Below are 14115 nucleotides of genomic sequence, written 5' to 3'. Positions count from 1 at the left end.
TAGCTTCAATCTCTTTAGCGTTGTCGCTGCTGAGGTCGGCTATTCTACATTCTTCGTTTTGCTTGTCAACCACTTTTTTTTACCCAACTTACTGATTTGTAAGTTGTTTTCAGATCATCTTTACCGCCGGTGATCTGCGTAGTGCCTGACAGCGGGGCGAATATTAGGGGCACTCGTTTTTTTGTGCAAGCATTTTTTTCAAAATTTTCAGCGAGTTAGATCCTGCGCCGAAAAATCAGGGGTTTGCGGGGTTGCGCAGGTGCCATCGCGGGGCAAGCCCGCGATGGCAACTTCGTCAGGCGAAGACGATTTCGTCGCCTTCCACCTTCGCCGTGATCGCCGCACCGGGCACGAACTGGCCACCGAGGATCAGTTGCGCCAGCGGGTTCTCGATCCAGCGCTGGATCGCACGCTTGAGCGGCCGTGCGCCATACACCGGGTCGTAGCCAACGGCAATCAGCTTGTCGAGGGCTTCCGGGCTCAGGCTCAGCGACAGCTCGCGCTCGGCCAGACGACCACGCAGGCGGCCCAGCTGGATCTCGGTAATACCGGCGATCTGCTCGCGGCCCAGCGGCTCGAACACCACCACTTCGTCGATCCGGTTGATGAACTCCGGACGGAAGTGCGAACCCACCGCATCCATCACCGCTGCACGTTGCGCCTCACGGTCGCCGACCAATTCCTGAATCTGCGCCGAGCCCAGATTGGAGGTCATGACGATGACCGTGTTGCGGAAATCAACGGTACGCCCGTGGCTGTCGGTCAGGCGGCCGTCCTCCAGCACCTGCAGGAGCACGTTGAACACATCCGGGTGCGCCTTCTCCACCTCGTCGAGCAATACCACCGAGTAGGGCTTGCGACGCACCGCCTCGGTCAGGTAGCCGCCCTCCTCGTAACCCACATAGCCTGGTGGTGCACCGATCAGCCGAGCGACGGAGTGCTTCTCCATGAACTCGGACATGTCGATGCGCACCATGGCCTCCTCGGTGTCGAAGAGGAATTCGGCGAGCGCCTTGCACAGCTCGGTCTTGCCCACGCCGGTCGGGCCGAGGAACAGGAACGAGCCGCTCGGGCGATTCGGGTCGGACAACCCGGCACGCGACCGGCGCACGGCGTTGGCCACGGCAGTGACCGCCTCGTCCTGACCGATCACCCGCTCGTGCAGCAGGCCTTCCATCTTCAGCAGCTTCTCGCGCTCGCCTTCGAGCATCTTCGACACCGGGATGCCGGTCCACTTGGAGACGACCTCGGCGATCTCTTCCTCGGTGACCTTGTTACGCAGCAACTGGTTCTCGGTCTTGCCGTGCTGATCGACCATCTGCAGGCTTCGCTCCAGGTCGGGGATCACCCCGTACTGCAACTCCGCCATGCGACTCAGGTCGCCTTTGCGGCGAGCAGCCTCCAGTTCCTGGCGAGCCTGTTCGATCTTTTGCTGGATCTGCGCCGAGCCCTGTACCTCGGCCTTTTCCGACGCCCAGATTTCCTCAAGATCGGAATATTCGCGCTCAAGGCGCTCGATTTCCTCGGTGAGTTTTTCCAGGCGCTTCTTCGCCGCTTCGTCCTCTTCCTTCTTCAGGGCCTGGGACTCCACCTTCAGTTGGATCAGGCGACGATCAAGACGGTCGAGCACCTCTGGCTTGGAGTCGATTTCCATGCGGATGCGGCTGGCGGCCTCGTCGATCAGGTCGATGGCCTTGTCCGGCAGCTGGCGGTCGGTGATGTAGCGGTGGCTGAGCTTGGCCGCAGCGATGATCGCACCGTCGGTGATGGCCACCTTGTGGTGCACTTCATAGCGCTCTTTCAGGCCACGCAGGATGGCAATGGTGTCTTCCTCGCTCGGCTCCTCGACCAGCACCTTCTGGAAACGCCGCTCGAGCGCTGCGTCCTTCTCGATGAACTGGCGGTACTCGTTGAGCGTGGTGGCGCCAACGCAGTGCAGCTCGCCACGGGCCAGGGCCGGCTTGAGCATGTTGCCGGCGTCCATCGCGCCCTCGCCCTTGCCGGCGCCGACCATGGTGTGCAGCTCGTCGATGAACAGGATGATCTGGCCTTCCTGCTTGGACAGCTCGTTGAGCAGGCCTTTGAGGCGCTCTTCGAACTCGCCGCGATACTTGGCGCCAGCGATCAGCGCGCCCATGTCCAGGGCGAGCAGGCGCTTGCCCTTGAGGCCATCGGGCACTTCGCCATTGATGATGCGCTGGGCCAGGCCTTCGGCGATGGCGGTCTTGCCGACGCCGGGCTCGCCGATCAGCACGGGGTTGTTCTTGGTGCGGCGCTGCAGTACCTGCACGGTGCGGCGAATCTCGTCGTCACGGCCGATCACCGGATCGAGCTTGCCTTCTTCGGCACGCTTGGTCAGGTCGACGGTGTACTTGTCCAGCGCCTGGCGCGATTCCTCGGCGTTGGCATCATTGACCGCCTCGCCGCCGCGCAGGTTGTTGATGGCGTTCTCCAGAGCCTTCTTGCTCACGCCCTGGCCAAGCAGCAGCTTGCCAACCTTGCTGTTCTCGTCCATGGCGGCGAGCAGCACCAGCTCGCTGGAAATGAACTGGTCGCCCTTCTGCTGGGCCAGGCGGTCAGCCTGGTTGAGCAGGCGCGCCAGGTCCTGGGACATGTTCACGTCGCCCGTGGGGTTCTGGATTTTCGGCAGCTGGTCGAGCTCTTTGGTCAGCGCCTTGCGCAGGCTGCTGATGTCGAAGCCTACCTGCATCAGCAGGGGCTTGATCGAACCGCCCTGCTGCTCGATCAGAGCCTGCAGCAGATGCACAGGTTCGATGGCCGGGTGGTCCATGCCAACGGCCAGGGATTGGGAATCGGATAATGCCAGTTGCAGCTTGCTTGTCAGTCGGTCTATTCGCATGGGGATACCTTCCTTTAAAGGGCAGGCGGAGCGATGGACAGCACCTGTAATGAAGAACCTGCCTGAGATGACCAATAGATAAGGCTGATTCTGGAAGATTCAAGCTTAGCGGGGTTGACCGAGGTCAGCCTGATGAACCGACCGAAACAGAAACGCCCCGGCAAGCCGGGGCGTTCTGGGAGATGACACGGAGTTGGTTTTTGAACGCTTAACGCACGCCACTCTGACGCAGGGCCGCAGGCTGGAAGTCAGCCTTGTTGGCGCTGAAGCTAAAGTCGTAGGATTTTTTCTCCTCGTTCTTCATGCCCAGTGCCAGGTAACGGCCCGACTGCAGGTCATAGATCGCTTCGAGGGTGTACCAAGGCACCTGGTTGTTGTAGTACGGCTGGGCATGCGCCTCGGACACGCGCCACAGCTGGTTGCGCCCGTCGTACTGGTCGATCACCGCAGCCTGCCAGGTATCTTCGTCGATGTAGAAGTCACGCTTGGCGTAGATGTGGCGCTGGCCTGGCTTCAGGGTCGCGACCACATGCCACACACGGCGCAGCTCGTAGCGGGCCAGGTCCTGGTTGATGTGGCCGGCCTTGATGATGTCGGCGTACTTGAGCTTCGGATCGTCGAGCTTGTAGGCGTTGGAGGCGATGTACATCTCCTTCTTGCCTTCGAGCTTCCAGTCGTAGCGGTCCGGCGCGCCGTTGTACATGTCCAGGTTGTCGGAGGTGCGCAGGCCGTCGGCGGCGGTACCCGGGCCGTCGTAGGAAACCTGCGGCGCCTGGCGCACACGGCGCTGGCCGGCATTGTAGATCCAGGCCTTGCGCGGTTCCTTGACCTGATCGAGGGTCTCGTGCACCAGCAGCACGGTCCCGGCCAGACGCGCCGGCGCAGTCACTTCCTGCTTGAAGTAGAACAGCACGTTGCCCGGGTTGTTCGGGTCGTAGTCCTTCATCTTGTCGCGGAACACGAACTGGTCGTTGAAATACACCAGGCTATAGGAACCGTTCTGCTGCGGCGTGGCCTGGGTGACCAGACGCGACACACTGCCACCGCGATAACGGGTGATGTGGTTCCAGATCACCTCGACACCGCTCTTGGGAATCGGGAACGGGATCGCGCCGCGGAAGTTGTTCAGGCCGTTGCCGCCTTCAACCAGGGTGGTCTGGGTGGCGTTGGACTTGATGTCGGCGTACACGGCATCCGGCACGGTGGCGCCGCGGTGGGTCTTGTACACCGGCAGCTTGTAGGTGTCCGGATAGCGCTTGAGCATCGCCAGTTGGCCAGGGGCCAGCTTGTCCTTGTACTGGTCGGCGTTCGCGGCGGTGATGGTGAACAGTGGCTTTTCGCTGCCGTACGGGTCGGACAGGAAGCCCCTGGCATCGACACTGCCGGCGGTCTTGGCCAGCGGCTCCCACGGGCCGATCGAGCCATCGGCGTTACCGGCCTTCTCCGCGCCCATCGGCGTGAGCGTGGTACCGAGCTTGGCCGCCTCATCGGCGGAAACCGCAGCCATGACGCTGGTCGCCAGCAGGGACATGCCCAGCACACCGGCTTTCAGCAGACTTGTGGTCATCTTCATCGTTGTCGTCCTGGATCAGAGTTCTTAGAAGTTCACGCCGAAGCTGAGGGCGACGAAGTCGCGGTCATCCACGGTGCTGTACTTGCCATCGAAGAAGTTGGTGTACGACAGGCTCGCCGTGTAGGTGTTCTGGTACTCGGCGTCCAGGCCCAGGCTGATCGCCTTGCGGCCTTCCTCGAAGTTGCCACCAGGGCCTGGCGAGTAGCCGGACACGTCGTGGGACCAGGCCACGTTGGGCTTGAGGTTGACCCCGGCGAAGACGTCGTTGTAGTCCCAGATCACCCGGGCGCGATAACCCCAGGAGGTGCTGGTGGTATAGCCGTCGTTCTCGCACTTGCGGTTGAGGTTGGTGGTCGAGGCGCCTGCACCGGCACCGGCGATGGTGCTGGCATTGAGTGCCTGGCAGGTGTTGGCGCCGCCGGTGGCCGGCAGCGGGCCTGGGCCGAATACCGGGTCACGGCCGTAACGGGTGTCGTGTGCGCTCTCCAGGCCGCCCACATGGGTGACGCCCAGTTCGCCCACCACGGTCATGCGGCTGGCGCCCATCACCTGGTCGAAGAAGTGCGTCAGGGTGGTCTGGAACTGGGTGATTTCCTTGCGGCGATAGCCGTGCAGGTCCTGACCCGGGGTACCGTTGAGCAGCGAAGCGTTGGCCAGGGCGCCGCCCAGTGGACGCACACCGGCGAACAGGATGTCGGTGGTGTTCAACTGCACAGGAGCGTTGGGACGGTAGCTGATTTCACCGCTCCACGCCGTGCCGGTGGGCAGGGTGGTGGAGAAGCTCAGGCCGTACAGGCGGATGTCTTCAGGGTACTCGACGAAGTACTGCGAGTTGCCCGCGACGATCAGCGGCGCCAGCGGACGCAAGTTGGCTGGCAGCGACGGAATGCCGGCGAACACCGCAGGCGAGGCGCCGGTGGCGCTGAAGATCGGCGCACGGCTGTGGTAGTTCATGAAGTAGGCACCGAACTCGGTGTCCAGCGGTTCGAACATGTAGCGCAGCGCCACGCCGAACTGGCCGCTGTCACGCGCGTCGCGGTCCGGACCACGGCGCACCATCACGCCCTCTTCGTTGATGTTCACGCCACGGGTGGCGAGGAACTGCTGCGCTGCGCCTGGCACCGTGCGGCTGCTGTTGAGCACGCGCAGGTTGTCGGTGCAGCCGTCGGAGATGATGTCGGGCTGGGAGAAGAAGGTGCCGCAGTTGTCGGTGACGGTCTGGTCCCATTCGAGCTGGTAGAAGGCTTCGGCCGACAGGTTGTCGGTCAGGCTCTGGGAGATGTAGAACATGTTGACCGGGATCAGGCCTTCCTTGATCTCGGCGCCTGGGCGGCGGAAGGCAGCGACGTCGATCGGGTTGATCGAGTTGATGCCGCCCCCGATGAAGGTACTTTCACCCCAGCTCACCACCTGCTTGCCGAAGCGCACCGAACCCGGCATGTCGGCGATGGCGTAGTTGTGGTAGATGAACGCGTCGAGCAATTGCGCGCCCGAGGACTTGGCCCCCGACTTGCGCCCCGAGTCGCTGATATCCTTGAACTCGCGGCCTTCGTCCTTGAGCTCGAAGTCGTACCAGTACTTGCCACGGACGAAGACGCCGGTGTCGCCGTACTTGAGCTCGAGATCGTGGATACCCTTGAAGATCTTGGAGAAGGTCTCGCCTTTCTTGAAGTTCAGGTGGCCATCGTCGGAGGTCTGGGACAGGCCCTTGCCACCGTTGTTGACGCCGATCAGGTTCTTGTTGGGATTGGCAGTCGACCAGCTGGCCCCGATGGAGAGCGATGAGTCGAACTGACCTTCGATTTCCCCGATGTTGAAACTCACACCGAATGCGGGACTTGCGAGCGTGGAAGCGAGGCTGACGGCCAAGGGCAGCTTGGCCCGGCGCCAGAACGGGTTTGCAGATGTCATCGACGCTACTCCATGTACTTTTTTGTTATGGCAGTGAGTCCTTTCAGAAACGGCCCCGAGCGCTGCGAGCAGGCTCCTGCCAGAGGCAGCACGGCATGCGCGTGCGCCCTCCCCCATTTCTGAAAATCCCCTGACCCGACTATAGCCAGCGGCCACACGCGCTTGATCCCTCTAAAGTGTGATTTGCGTCTCGCAAGCAGAGGCATCGCAAATGGCCACTTCGATCGCTGGCAGTGCAGAAGCATGGCTCAATTTCGTCGTTTGACAAGGCGCGATACCTCTAACACGCGGGTCACGCCAGAACAGGCGTGACCCGGGCAAGTGTTACAGGGTCGAGAGGAAGGTACTGTTACTGGCCTGCCACTGGGTGACGTCCACGCGGATACGCTTCTTGTCGAGCTTGCCCACGCTGGTCTTGGGAATTTCAGTAACAACGGCGATCTGGCTCGGAATCGCCCACTTGTTGATGTGCCCCAACTCGACGAACGGCTTGAGATGCTCCTTGAGCATCTTGGCGTCCAGCTGCTGGCTTTCGTGCACCACCAGCAGCGCGAATGGCCGCTCGCCCCACTGCGGATCGGGCACGCCGACCACCGCCACCTCGCGCACGGCAACGTGACGGCTGATCAGGTCTTCAAGATCGAGGGAGGAGATCCATTCACCGCCGGTCTTGATCACATCCTTGATGCGGTCGCGGATATCGATGTAGCCCATGCCATCGAGCGTGGCGACATCGCCGGTGTGCAACCAGCCGCCAGCCCACAACTCGTTGCTCTTTTCCGGTTCGTTGAAATAGCCCATGGTCAGCCAGGGGGCGCGCAGCACCAGCTCGCCCTGGGCCTCGCCGTCGGCGGGCAGGAAGTTGCCGTGGTCGTCGACGATGGCCGCCTCCACCAGGGGTACTGGTACGCCGGCCTTGATGCGGTAGCTGACGCGCTCGTCTTCACCACCGGCCAGCAGTTCTTCGTTCAGGTGCGCGCAGGAGATCAGCGGGCAGGTTTCCGACATGCCATAGGCCGCAGTGAGCTGGATGCCCCGCGCCAGGGCAGCCTCGTACAGCGCCCGGTTGAGCGCGCTGCCGCCGATGATCACCTTCCAGCCACCGAAGTCCTGGCCCTTGGCTGAAGGGCAGTTGAGCAGCATCTGCAGGATGGTCGGCACGCAGTGGGAGAAGGTGACCTTTTCCTCGCGCCACAGCTTGATCAGCATGTCTGGCTCATAGCGCCCCGGATACACCTGCTTGATGCCCATCATGGTCGCCGCATAGGGGATGCCCCAGGCATGCACGTGGAACATCGGCGTGATCGGCATGTAGACGTCGTTGGTGCTGAGCAGGCGCACGCTGTCGAGGCTGCCGAGCACCGAAGTTTCGGCCAGGGTGTGCAGCACCAGTTGACGGTGGGTGAAGTACACGCCCTTGGGGTTGCCGGTGGTACCAGTGGTGTAGAAGGTGGTGGCCACCGAGTTCTCGTCGAAGTCGGGGAAGTCGTAATGCGGGCTGGCGGCGGCGAGCAGTTGCTCGTACTCACCGACCAGGTTCGGCAGCTCGGCGGTCTTGTCCGGGCCATCGGTGATCAGCAGGGTCTTGTCGACCGTGGTCAGTTGCCCGGCGATGGCCTGGTAGAGGCCGACGAAATCGCTGTTGACCAGCACGAAGCGGTCTTCGGCGTGGTTCATGGTGTAGAGGATCTGCTCGGGAGACAGGCGCACGTTGATGGTGTGCACCACCGCGCCGATCATCGGGATGGCAAACATGCATTCCAGATAGCGGTGGCTGTCCCAGTCCATCACCGCCACCGTGTCACCGGCCTTGACCCCGGCTTCGGTGAGCACGTTGGCCAGCCTGACGATGCGCTCGCCGAGTTCGGGATAGGTCAGCCGCACCTTGTCGCGGTAGACGATTTCGCGGGTCTTTTCGTAGCGGCTGCCAGACATCAGCAGGCGTTTGATCAGCAGCGGGTAAGTGTAGGCGCCGTCGGCGGGCTTGAGGAGGCGGGTCTGCAGCATGGGTATCCCTTTTCTGAAAAGCGTGCCGGATATTCAAGGATTTACTGTAGATCGGTGACGCGGCGGTCAAATCAGCCGAAGGAATGATTTGGCGTCGCAAAGTATGAGTGGCAATGTGCGAACAGGGCGTTACAGCGCCGCAGAATCCGGAGCCGATGCGCTCCCCACCTCTGGCCTTTGCCGACGGAGCCGCCAATGTCGCGTCATGCAGTTTTTCTCGACCATCACTCCCTTGACCTGGGAGATCTCGACCTTTCTGCGCTCGAACAGCAGTTCGACAGCCTGCAACTGCATGCCGCCAGCGCAGCGGAACAGGTCAGCGAACGCCTGCAGGGCGCCAGCGTGGTGATCAGCAACAAGGTGATGCTCGATGCTGCGGCGCTCGCGGCCAATCCACAAGTGAAACTGATCCTGGTGGCCGCCACCGGCACCAACAACGTCGACCTCGCCGCCGCCCGCGCCCAAGGCATCACCGTGTGCAACTGCCAGGGCTACGGCACACCTTCGGTGGCGCAGCACACCCTGGCGCTGCTGCTGGCACTGGCCACCCGGCTGTGCGACTACCAGCAAGCAGTAAAGGACGGCGCATGGGCCAAGGCTAGCCAGTTCTGCCTGCTGGACTTCCCCATCGTCGAGCTGGAAGGCAAGACCCTGGGCCTGTTGGGGCACGGCGAGCTGGGCGGCGCGGTGGCGCGCCTGGCCGAGGCGTTCGGCATGCGTGTGCTGAGCGGGCAGATCCCCGGACGACCGGCGCGCGCCGACCGCCTGGCGCTGGATGAACTGCTGCCGCAAGTCGATGCCCTGACCCTGCACTGCCCGCTGAACGAGCAGACCCGCCACATGATCGGCGCTCGTGAACTGGCCTTGCTCAAGCCGGGTGCCCTGGTGGTGAACACCGCCCGCGGCGGCCTGATCGATGAACAGGCGCTGGCCGATGCCTTGCGCAGCGGTCACCTGGGCGGTGCGGCGACCGATGTGCTGAGCGTCGAGCCGCCGGTAAACGGCAACCCGCTGCTGGCGGCAGACATCCCGCGGCTGATCATCACCCCGCACAGTGCCTGGGGTGCGGTGGAGTCGCGCCAGCGTATCGTCGGGCAACTGGCCGAAAACGCCCAGGCGTTCTTCGCCGGTCAGCCACGGCGGGTGGTGGCCTGAAGCGCAAACCCGCTCGGTCGCCACTGCCAACCCGTGCACGGTCCTCAGCGCGGGTGCGGTACCTGTAGGAGCGGGCTTGCCCGCGAAAAAGGCACTGCGCTGCCTGGCACGGGCTACGCCCGTGTTCGCGGGCAAGTCGCAGCGGCGAACCGCCGCTCCCACAGATTTTGAGCAAGACAGTGGCTCCCACGCGGGATTGGGCTGGCCTTTAGATCTTGAACACGGCAGTTGTTCCTGCAGCGACCACGCCGCGTCCCGGTACGCCAAGTGATACACTTCGCGCTTTTTCAGGAGGCGTCCGCCGATGGACCCGCGCAGTGAAGTGTTGCTCCGCCAGGCGGACCTGTTCCAGGGCCCGCTGCTGATCGCCGGCGCCGCCGCCGATGGCCTGCTCGGGCAACTGCCGCACGCGCACGCCTGGACCTGGCACGCCGGTGATCAGGCGCTGCTGGAGCAGCGTTTCACTGGCCGCAGCCACCACGGCGTGGAGGTGCCACAGGTTCCGTTCGACGCGGCGGTACTGTTCCTGCCCAAATCCCGCGACCTTGCTGCCTACCTGCTCAATGCCCTGGCCTCGCGCCTGGGCGGGCGCGAGCTGTATCTGGTCGGCGAGAAACGTGGCGGAATCGAGGGCGCGGCCAAGCAACTGCAGGCCTTCGGCAAACCGCGCAAGCTCGACAGCGCCCGGCATTGCCAGCTATGGCAGGTGACCGTGGACAATGCGCCCGAGGCCAAGCCTCTGGAGAGCCTGGCGGAGCGCTTCGAGCTGGCGCTCGAGGATGGCCCGCTGCAGGTGGTCAGCCTCCCGGGCGTGTTCAGCCACGGCCGCCTGGATCGCGGCACCGCGCTGCTACTGCAGCATCTGGAGCAACTGCCGGTCGGCCATGTGCTGGACTTTGGCTGTGGCGCGGGCGTACTCGGCGCGACCATCAAGCGACGTTATCCACAAAGCGATGTCACCCTGCTCGATGTCGATGCCTTCGCCGTGGCCGCCAGTCGACTGACCCTGGCTGCAAATGGTCTGCAAGGCGAGGTGATCAGCGGTGATGGCATTGATGCAGCACCCGATAATCTCACCGTGATCCTGAGCAATCCCCCGTTCCATACCGGGGTGCACACCGACTATCAGGCGGCGGAAAACCTGCTGAGAAAAAGCAGCAAAATACTGCAAGAAGGCGGCGAAATACGCTTGGTTGCCAATAGTTTCCTGCGCTATCAACCCCTGCTCCAGGAGGCCTTGGGCAACTGCGAAATCCGCGCCGAAGCGGATGGCTTCCGGATCTACAGGGCAACACGCGGTTAAAAAATTAACGCTTGCCCAAACCGTTCCGGCTAGGCAGAATCCGCTCCGTCCTAGGGGAGTAGTCTCCCGCAAGCACCCTCTGCTTGCCCGGTACGCGTCAACACACTTGGCCCACAGGCCATGGCGCGTGCGACCTCACGGCTCACACAGATGAGCCCGGGGTTTGACAAGACCTATGACACGCACACCTTACCCGGGGCGGGGAGGTTGTACGTGTCATAGCCGTGTCGACCCGCCCCGTAGGAAGCCTGATGCTCGAATCCCTGCTCGTTCCCACCGCCATCGTTGCGCTCGCCGAAATCGGCGACAAGACGCAATTGCTCGCGCTCATTCTCGCGGCGCGCTTTCGCAAGCCGTGGCCGATCATCGCCGGCATCGTCGCCGCCACCCTCGCCAACCATGCGGCCGCCGGCGCCGTGGGGGCCTGGGTCAGCGGGTTCTTCACCGAAAGCGTGCTGCACTGGATCCTGGCTGCGAGCTTCACCGCCACCGCCCTGTGGACCCTGGTCCCGGACAAGATGGACGATGACGAAACCAGCAATGCACGCCGCTTCGGCCCGTTCCTGACCACGTTGATCGCGTTCTTCCTGGCGGAGATCGGTGACAAGACCCAGGTCGCCACGGTGATGCTGGCCGCGCAGTACCCGCACCTGATCATGGTCATCATCGGCACTACGCTGGGCATGTTGATTGCCAACGTACCAGTGGTCCTGGCGGGCAACTTCGCGGCCGACAAACTGCCGCTGGCGTTGATCCGTCGACTGGCGGCGGCAGCGTTCTTCGTGCTGGCAGCGGTCGCGGTGTATTCGGCGATGAAGACCAGTGGTTGGATTGGCTAGGGCCTTCAGGACAGGAACCGTGGAAGCCGACCGGCCTTTGGAAGCAAACCGGTTCCTGGGAACAAATCGGCCTGTGGGAGCGGGCTCGTCCCGCGATCACCGGCAAAGCCGGTGCCAGACACCGCAGCACCTGGCACCGGCTTTGCCGGTGAAAGCGGGACCAGCCAGCTCCCACAGGAATTGCTCCAGCCGCGGGATAGTTGAACCAGACAACTACCCCACAGCCCAGAGCGCGTTACTTCTTCGCCGCCTGGTACAGCGGCATCACCTTCGGAATCGCGGCCTGCAGCGACGCGATGCGGCTGGCCGAAGCCGGGTGAGTGCTCATGAACTCAGGCGGTGCGCCTTCGGACGCCTTGCTCATCTTGTTCCACAGGGTGATCGCCGCATTCGGGTCGTAACCGGCCCGTGCCGACAGTTCCAGGCCGATCAGGTCGGCCTCGTTCTCGTTGGCCCGGCTGTTGGGCAGAGTCATGGAGTAGTTCACCACGGTGTCGGCCAGCGCCATGCTGTCCTGGCCAAGGCCGAAGATCGCACCGGCGCCCTGGCGCGCCATCTCGATACCGTAGGCCTTGGACATCGCCTCGCGACCATGCTCACGCAGGGCGTGGGCGATCTCATGGCCCATGACCGCAGCCAGCTCAGCGTCGGTGAGCTTGAGCTGATCGATCAGCCCGGTGTAGACGATGATCTTGCCGCCCGGGCCGCAGTTGGCGTTGAGCTCATCGCTCTTGATCACGTTGACCTCCCACTTCCATTGCGCGGCATCCGGCCGGAATTGCGGGGCCTGGGCAATCAGGCGGTCGGCAATGACCTGCACACGCTTGGCATCGGCACTGCTCTTGTCCAGCACGCCCTTGCTCGACGCTTCACCGAGCGTCTGCTGGTACGACTGCGCATACATCTGGTTGACCTCATCGGTCGACAGCATGCTGAACATGTACTGCTTGCGCTCGACGCCAACCGCTCCGCCGCTGGTGGTATTGACCGCCTGGCAACCACCCAGCAGAACGCTGGCGCTCAACAGGCTGATCACGAAAGACTTACGCATGAAAACACTCCCTTTTTACATGCCGCGTATCCTAGGCTCACTCGCCTGACCCTGCCAGAGCCGCAGGGAAGATTTCTCTCATCCTCCCCTCATGCTTTCCCTCGACCACGCCGATAACAAAAGAAAACGACCTCCTTGCGTGGAGCTTTCCAGTAATGAAGTTCAAGTCGATCCAGTTTTCCGTGGCGGCCCTGGCCGGTGCCATTGTATTGAGCATTGTCGCGGCGCTGGTGCTGTACGCCGTGTACTCCGGGGCCCGCACCCAGGACCTGGTACAGCAGCGCACCCAGCAGCAGTTCGAAAGCGTGATCGAACAGCGCCTGTCGGCCTTGGCCCGCACCCAGGTGAGCGAGATCCAGCGCGGCCTGGAAGCGCCGCTGCTGATCAGCCGCAGCCTGGCCACGGTCAACGCCATGCTCGGCATGCAGGACGCCGACGGCAAACCGCTGATGCAGATCGACCGCGCCTACCTGAACAACCTGCTCAAGCGCACCGTGGAGGTCAACCCGACGGTGCTCGGGGCGTATCTGGGCTGGGAACCGAACGCACTGGATCACGCCGACATCAATGGCGAACGCTACCTGCCCTGGTGGTTCCGCAACGCCGACGGCAGTCTCGGCCAGGACCGCCTGGTGGACGTCAACGACCACACCGTGCTGTCGACCGGGGTACGCGCCAGTGAGTACTACCTGTGCCCGAAGGAAACCAAGAAGGCCTGCGTGATCGACCCGGCGCCCTACAAGGTTGGCGACAAGATGGTGATGCTCGCTTCGTTCGTCGAGCCGATCATGGTCAACGGTCAGTTCCAGGGCATCGCCGGGGCCGACCTGTCGGTGAACTTCATCCAGGACCTGCTCAACGCCGCCGACCGCCAGCTGTACAACGGCGCCGGCGAACTGGCACTGGTGTCGAGCAACGGTCGCCTGGTCGCCTATACCAAGGACGCCTCCAAGTTCGGCGAGAAGGCCAGCGACGTGCTGGACCCGGCCGAAGCCGCAACCCTGGCCAGTATCAGCGGCGAAGACCTGCACTATAAAGTCGACACCGCCAAGGACCGTATCGAGCTGTTCCTGCCGTTCAAGGTCGCCAGCACCGACGCGCGCTGGGTCCTGCTGCTGGAAATGCCGCTGAGCACGGTCATGGCCGACGTCAACCAGCTACAGAAAGACCTCGGCGAGCAGCGCCGTACCGACATCGCCGGCATGACCCTGGTCGGCCTGGGCATCGCCGCCCTCGGCCTGCTGGTGATCTGGCTGCTGGCCCATGGCATTGCCCGTCCGCTGAAACAGATGGTGGCGATGCTCGACGACATCGCCCAGGGCGAAGGCGACCTCACCCGCCGCCTGCAGAGTGATCGCGCCGACGAGCTGGGCGCCATCGCCAAAGGCTTCAACACCTTCCTGGCCAAGCTGCAGG

General features: G+C 63.2%; 8 protein-coding genes, 1 pseudogene and 1 riboswitch. Of the genes and pseudogenes, 4 read left to right on the top strand and 5 right to left on the bottom strand.

The window, feature by feature from the left end; all coding sequences use genetic code 11:
• Positions 1-295: 295 nt before the first annotated feature.
• The 4 genes from clpB to ACNFHO_RS16135 all read right to left on the bottom strand — a co-directional run bounded on the left by clpB (position 296) and on the right by ACNFHO_RS16135 (position 8351).
• A complete protein-coding gene (gene clpB, locus ACNFHO_RS16150) occupies positions 296-2860 on the bottom strand; it encodes an ATP-dependent chaperone ClpB (protein WP_054895234.1) in 2565 nt (854 codons plus the stop codon).
• 208 nt (positions 2861-3068) lie between these two features.
• Positions 3069-4433 carry a DUF1329 domain-containing protein gene (locus tag ACNFHO_RS16145; RefSeq protein WP_112897346.1) on the bottom strand — a complete coding sequence of 455 codons (1365 nt, stop codon included), beginning with the start codon at positions 4431-4433 and terminating at the stop codon, positions 3069-3071.
• A gap of 24 nt (positions 4434-4457) precedes the next feature.
• On the bottom strand, positions 4458-6344 hold the full coding sequence (locus tag ACNFHO_RS16140; RefSeq protein WP_112897345.1) for a DUF1302 domain-containing protein: 1887 nt from the start codon (positions 6342-6344) through the stop codon (positions 4458-4460).
• Between the two features lie 324 nt (positions 6345-6668).
• A complete protein-coding gene (locus ACNFHO_RS16135; protein ID WP_416766850.1) occupies positions 6669-8351 on the bottom strand; it encodes a fatty acid--CoA ligase in 1683 nt (560 codons plus the stop codon).
• 195 nt (positions 8352-8546) lie between these two features.
• Here ACNFHO_RS16135 and ACNFHO_RS16130 point away from each other — a divergent pair, with 195 nt between their 5' ends.
• The 3 genes from ACNFHO_RS16130 to ACNFHO_RS16120 all read left to right on the top strand — a co-directional run bounded on the left by ACNFHO_RS16130 (position 8547) and on the right by ACNFHO_RS16120 (position 11648).
• Entirely contained in the window at positions 8547-9506 is a 960-nt protein-coding gene (locus ACNFHO_RS16130; RefSeq protein WP_112897343.1) for a 2-hydroxyacid dehydrogenase, read from the top strand.
• Between the two features lie 304 nt (positions 9507-9810).
• The gene (locus ACNFHO_RS16125; protein WP_416766849.1) at positions 9811-10809 is read left to right on the top strand and encodes a methyltransferase; all 999 of its coding nucleotides are present in this window, start codon (positions 9811-9813) and stop codon (positions 10807-10809) included.
• A gap of 41 nt (positions 10810-10850) precedes the next feature.
• Positions 10851-10973: riboswitch (yybP-ykoY riboswitch) on the top strand.
• An 87-nt stretch (positions 10974-11060) separates the two neighbouring features.
• Complete coding sequence (locus ACNFHO_RS16120; RefSeq protein WP_054895644.1) at positions 11061-11648, top strand: TMEM165/GDT1 family protein; 588 nt, start codon at positions 11061-11063, stop codon at positions 11646-11648.
• A gap of 235 nt (positions 11649-11883) precedes the next feature.
• On the opposite strand, the gene ACNFHO_RS16115 is transcribed toward ACNFHO_RS16120, so the two are convergent.
• Positions 11884-12699 (bottom strand): M48 family metallopeptidase, encoded by an 816-nt coding sequence (locus tag ACNFHO_RS16115; protein ID WP_054894582.1) that lies wholly within the window; start codon positions 12697-12699, stop codon positions 11884-11886.
• Positions 12700-12854: 155 nt separating this feature from the next.
• Between ACNFHO_RS16115 and ACNFHO_RS16110 the strand changes: the two are divergent.
• A pseudogene (locus ACNFHO_RS16110) lies at positions 12855-14105 on the top strand (HAMP domain-containing protein); the annotation flags it as partial.
• Positions 14106-14115 lie beyond the last annotated feature (10 nt).

The sequence above is a fragment of the Pseudomonas sp. NY15374 genome (assembly GCF_048068255.1).
GTDB lineage: Bacteria > Pseudomonadota > Gammaproteobacteria > Pseudomonadales > Pseudomonadaceae > Aquipseudomonas > Aquipseudomonas machongensis.
This window is presented reverse-complemented; position numbering and strand designations above follow the sequence as displayed.

Excerpts from the sequence above, each read along its gene's own strand:
- clpB (WP_054895234.1), bottom strand. The coding sequence starts at position 2,860 with ATGCGAATAGACCGACTGACAAGCAAGCTGCAACTGGCATTATCCGAT.
- ACNFHO_RS16145 (WP_112897346.1), bottom strand. The coding sequence starts at position 4,433 with ATGAAGATGACCACAAGTCTGCTGAAAGCCGGTGTGCTGGGCATGTCC.
- ACNFHO_RS16140 (WP_112897345.1), bottom strand. The coding sequence starts at position 6,344 with ATGACATCTGCAAACCCGTTCTGGCGCCGGGCCAAGCTGCCCTTGGCC.
- ACNFHO_RS16135 (WP_416766850.1), bottom strand. The coding sequence starts at position 8,351 with ATGCTGCAGACCCGCCTCCTCAAGCCCGCCGACGGCGCCTACACTTAC.
- ACNFHO_RS16130 (WP_112897343.1), top strand. The coding sequence starts at position 8,547 with ATGTCGCGTCATGCAGTTTTTCTCGACCATCACTCCCTTGACCTGGGA.
- ACNFHO_RS16125 (WP_416766849.1), top strand. The coding sequence starts at position 9,811 with ATGGACCCGCGCAGTGAAGTGTTGCTCCGCCAGGCGGACCTGTTCCAG.
- ACNFHO_RS16120 (WP_054895644.1), top strand. The coding sequence starts at position 11,061 with ATGCTCGAATCCCTGCTCGTTCCCACCGCCATCGTTGCGCTCGCCGAA.
- ACNFHO_RS16115 (WP_054894582.1), bottom strand. The coding sequence starts at position 12,699 with ATGCGTAAGTCTTTCGTGATCAGCCTGTTGAGCGCCAGCGTTCTGCTG.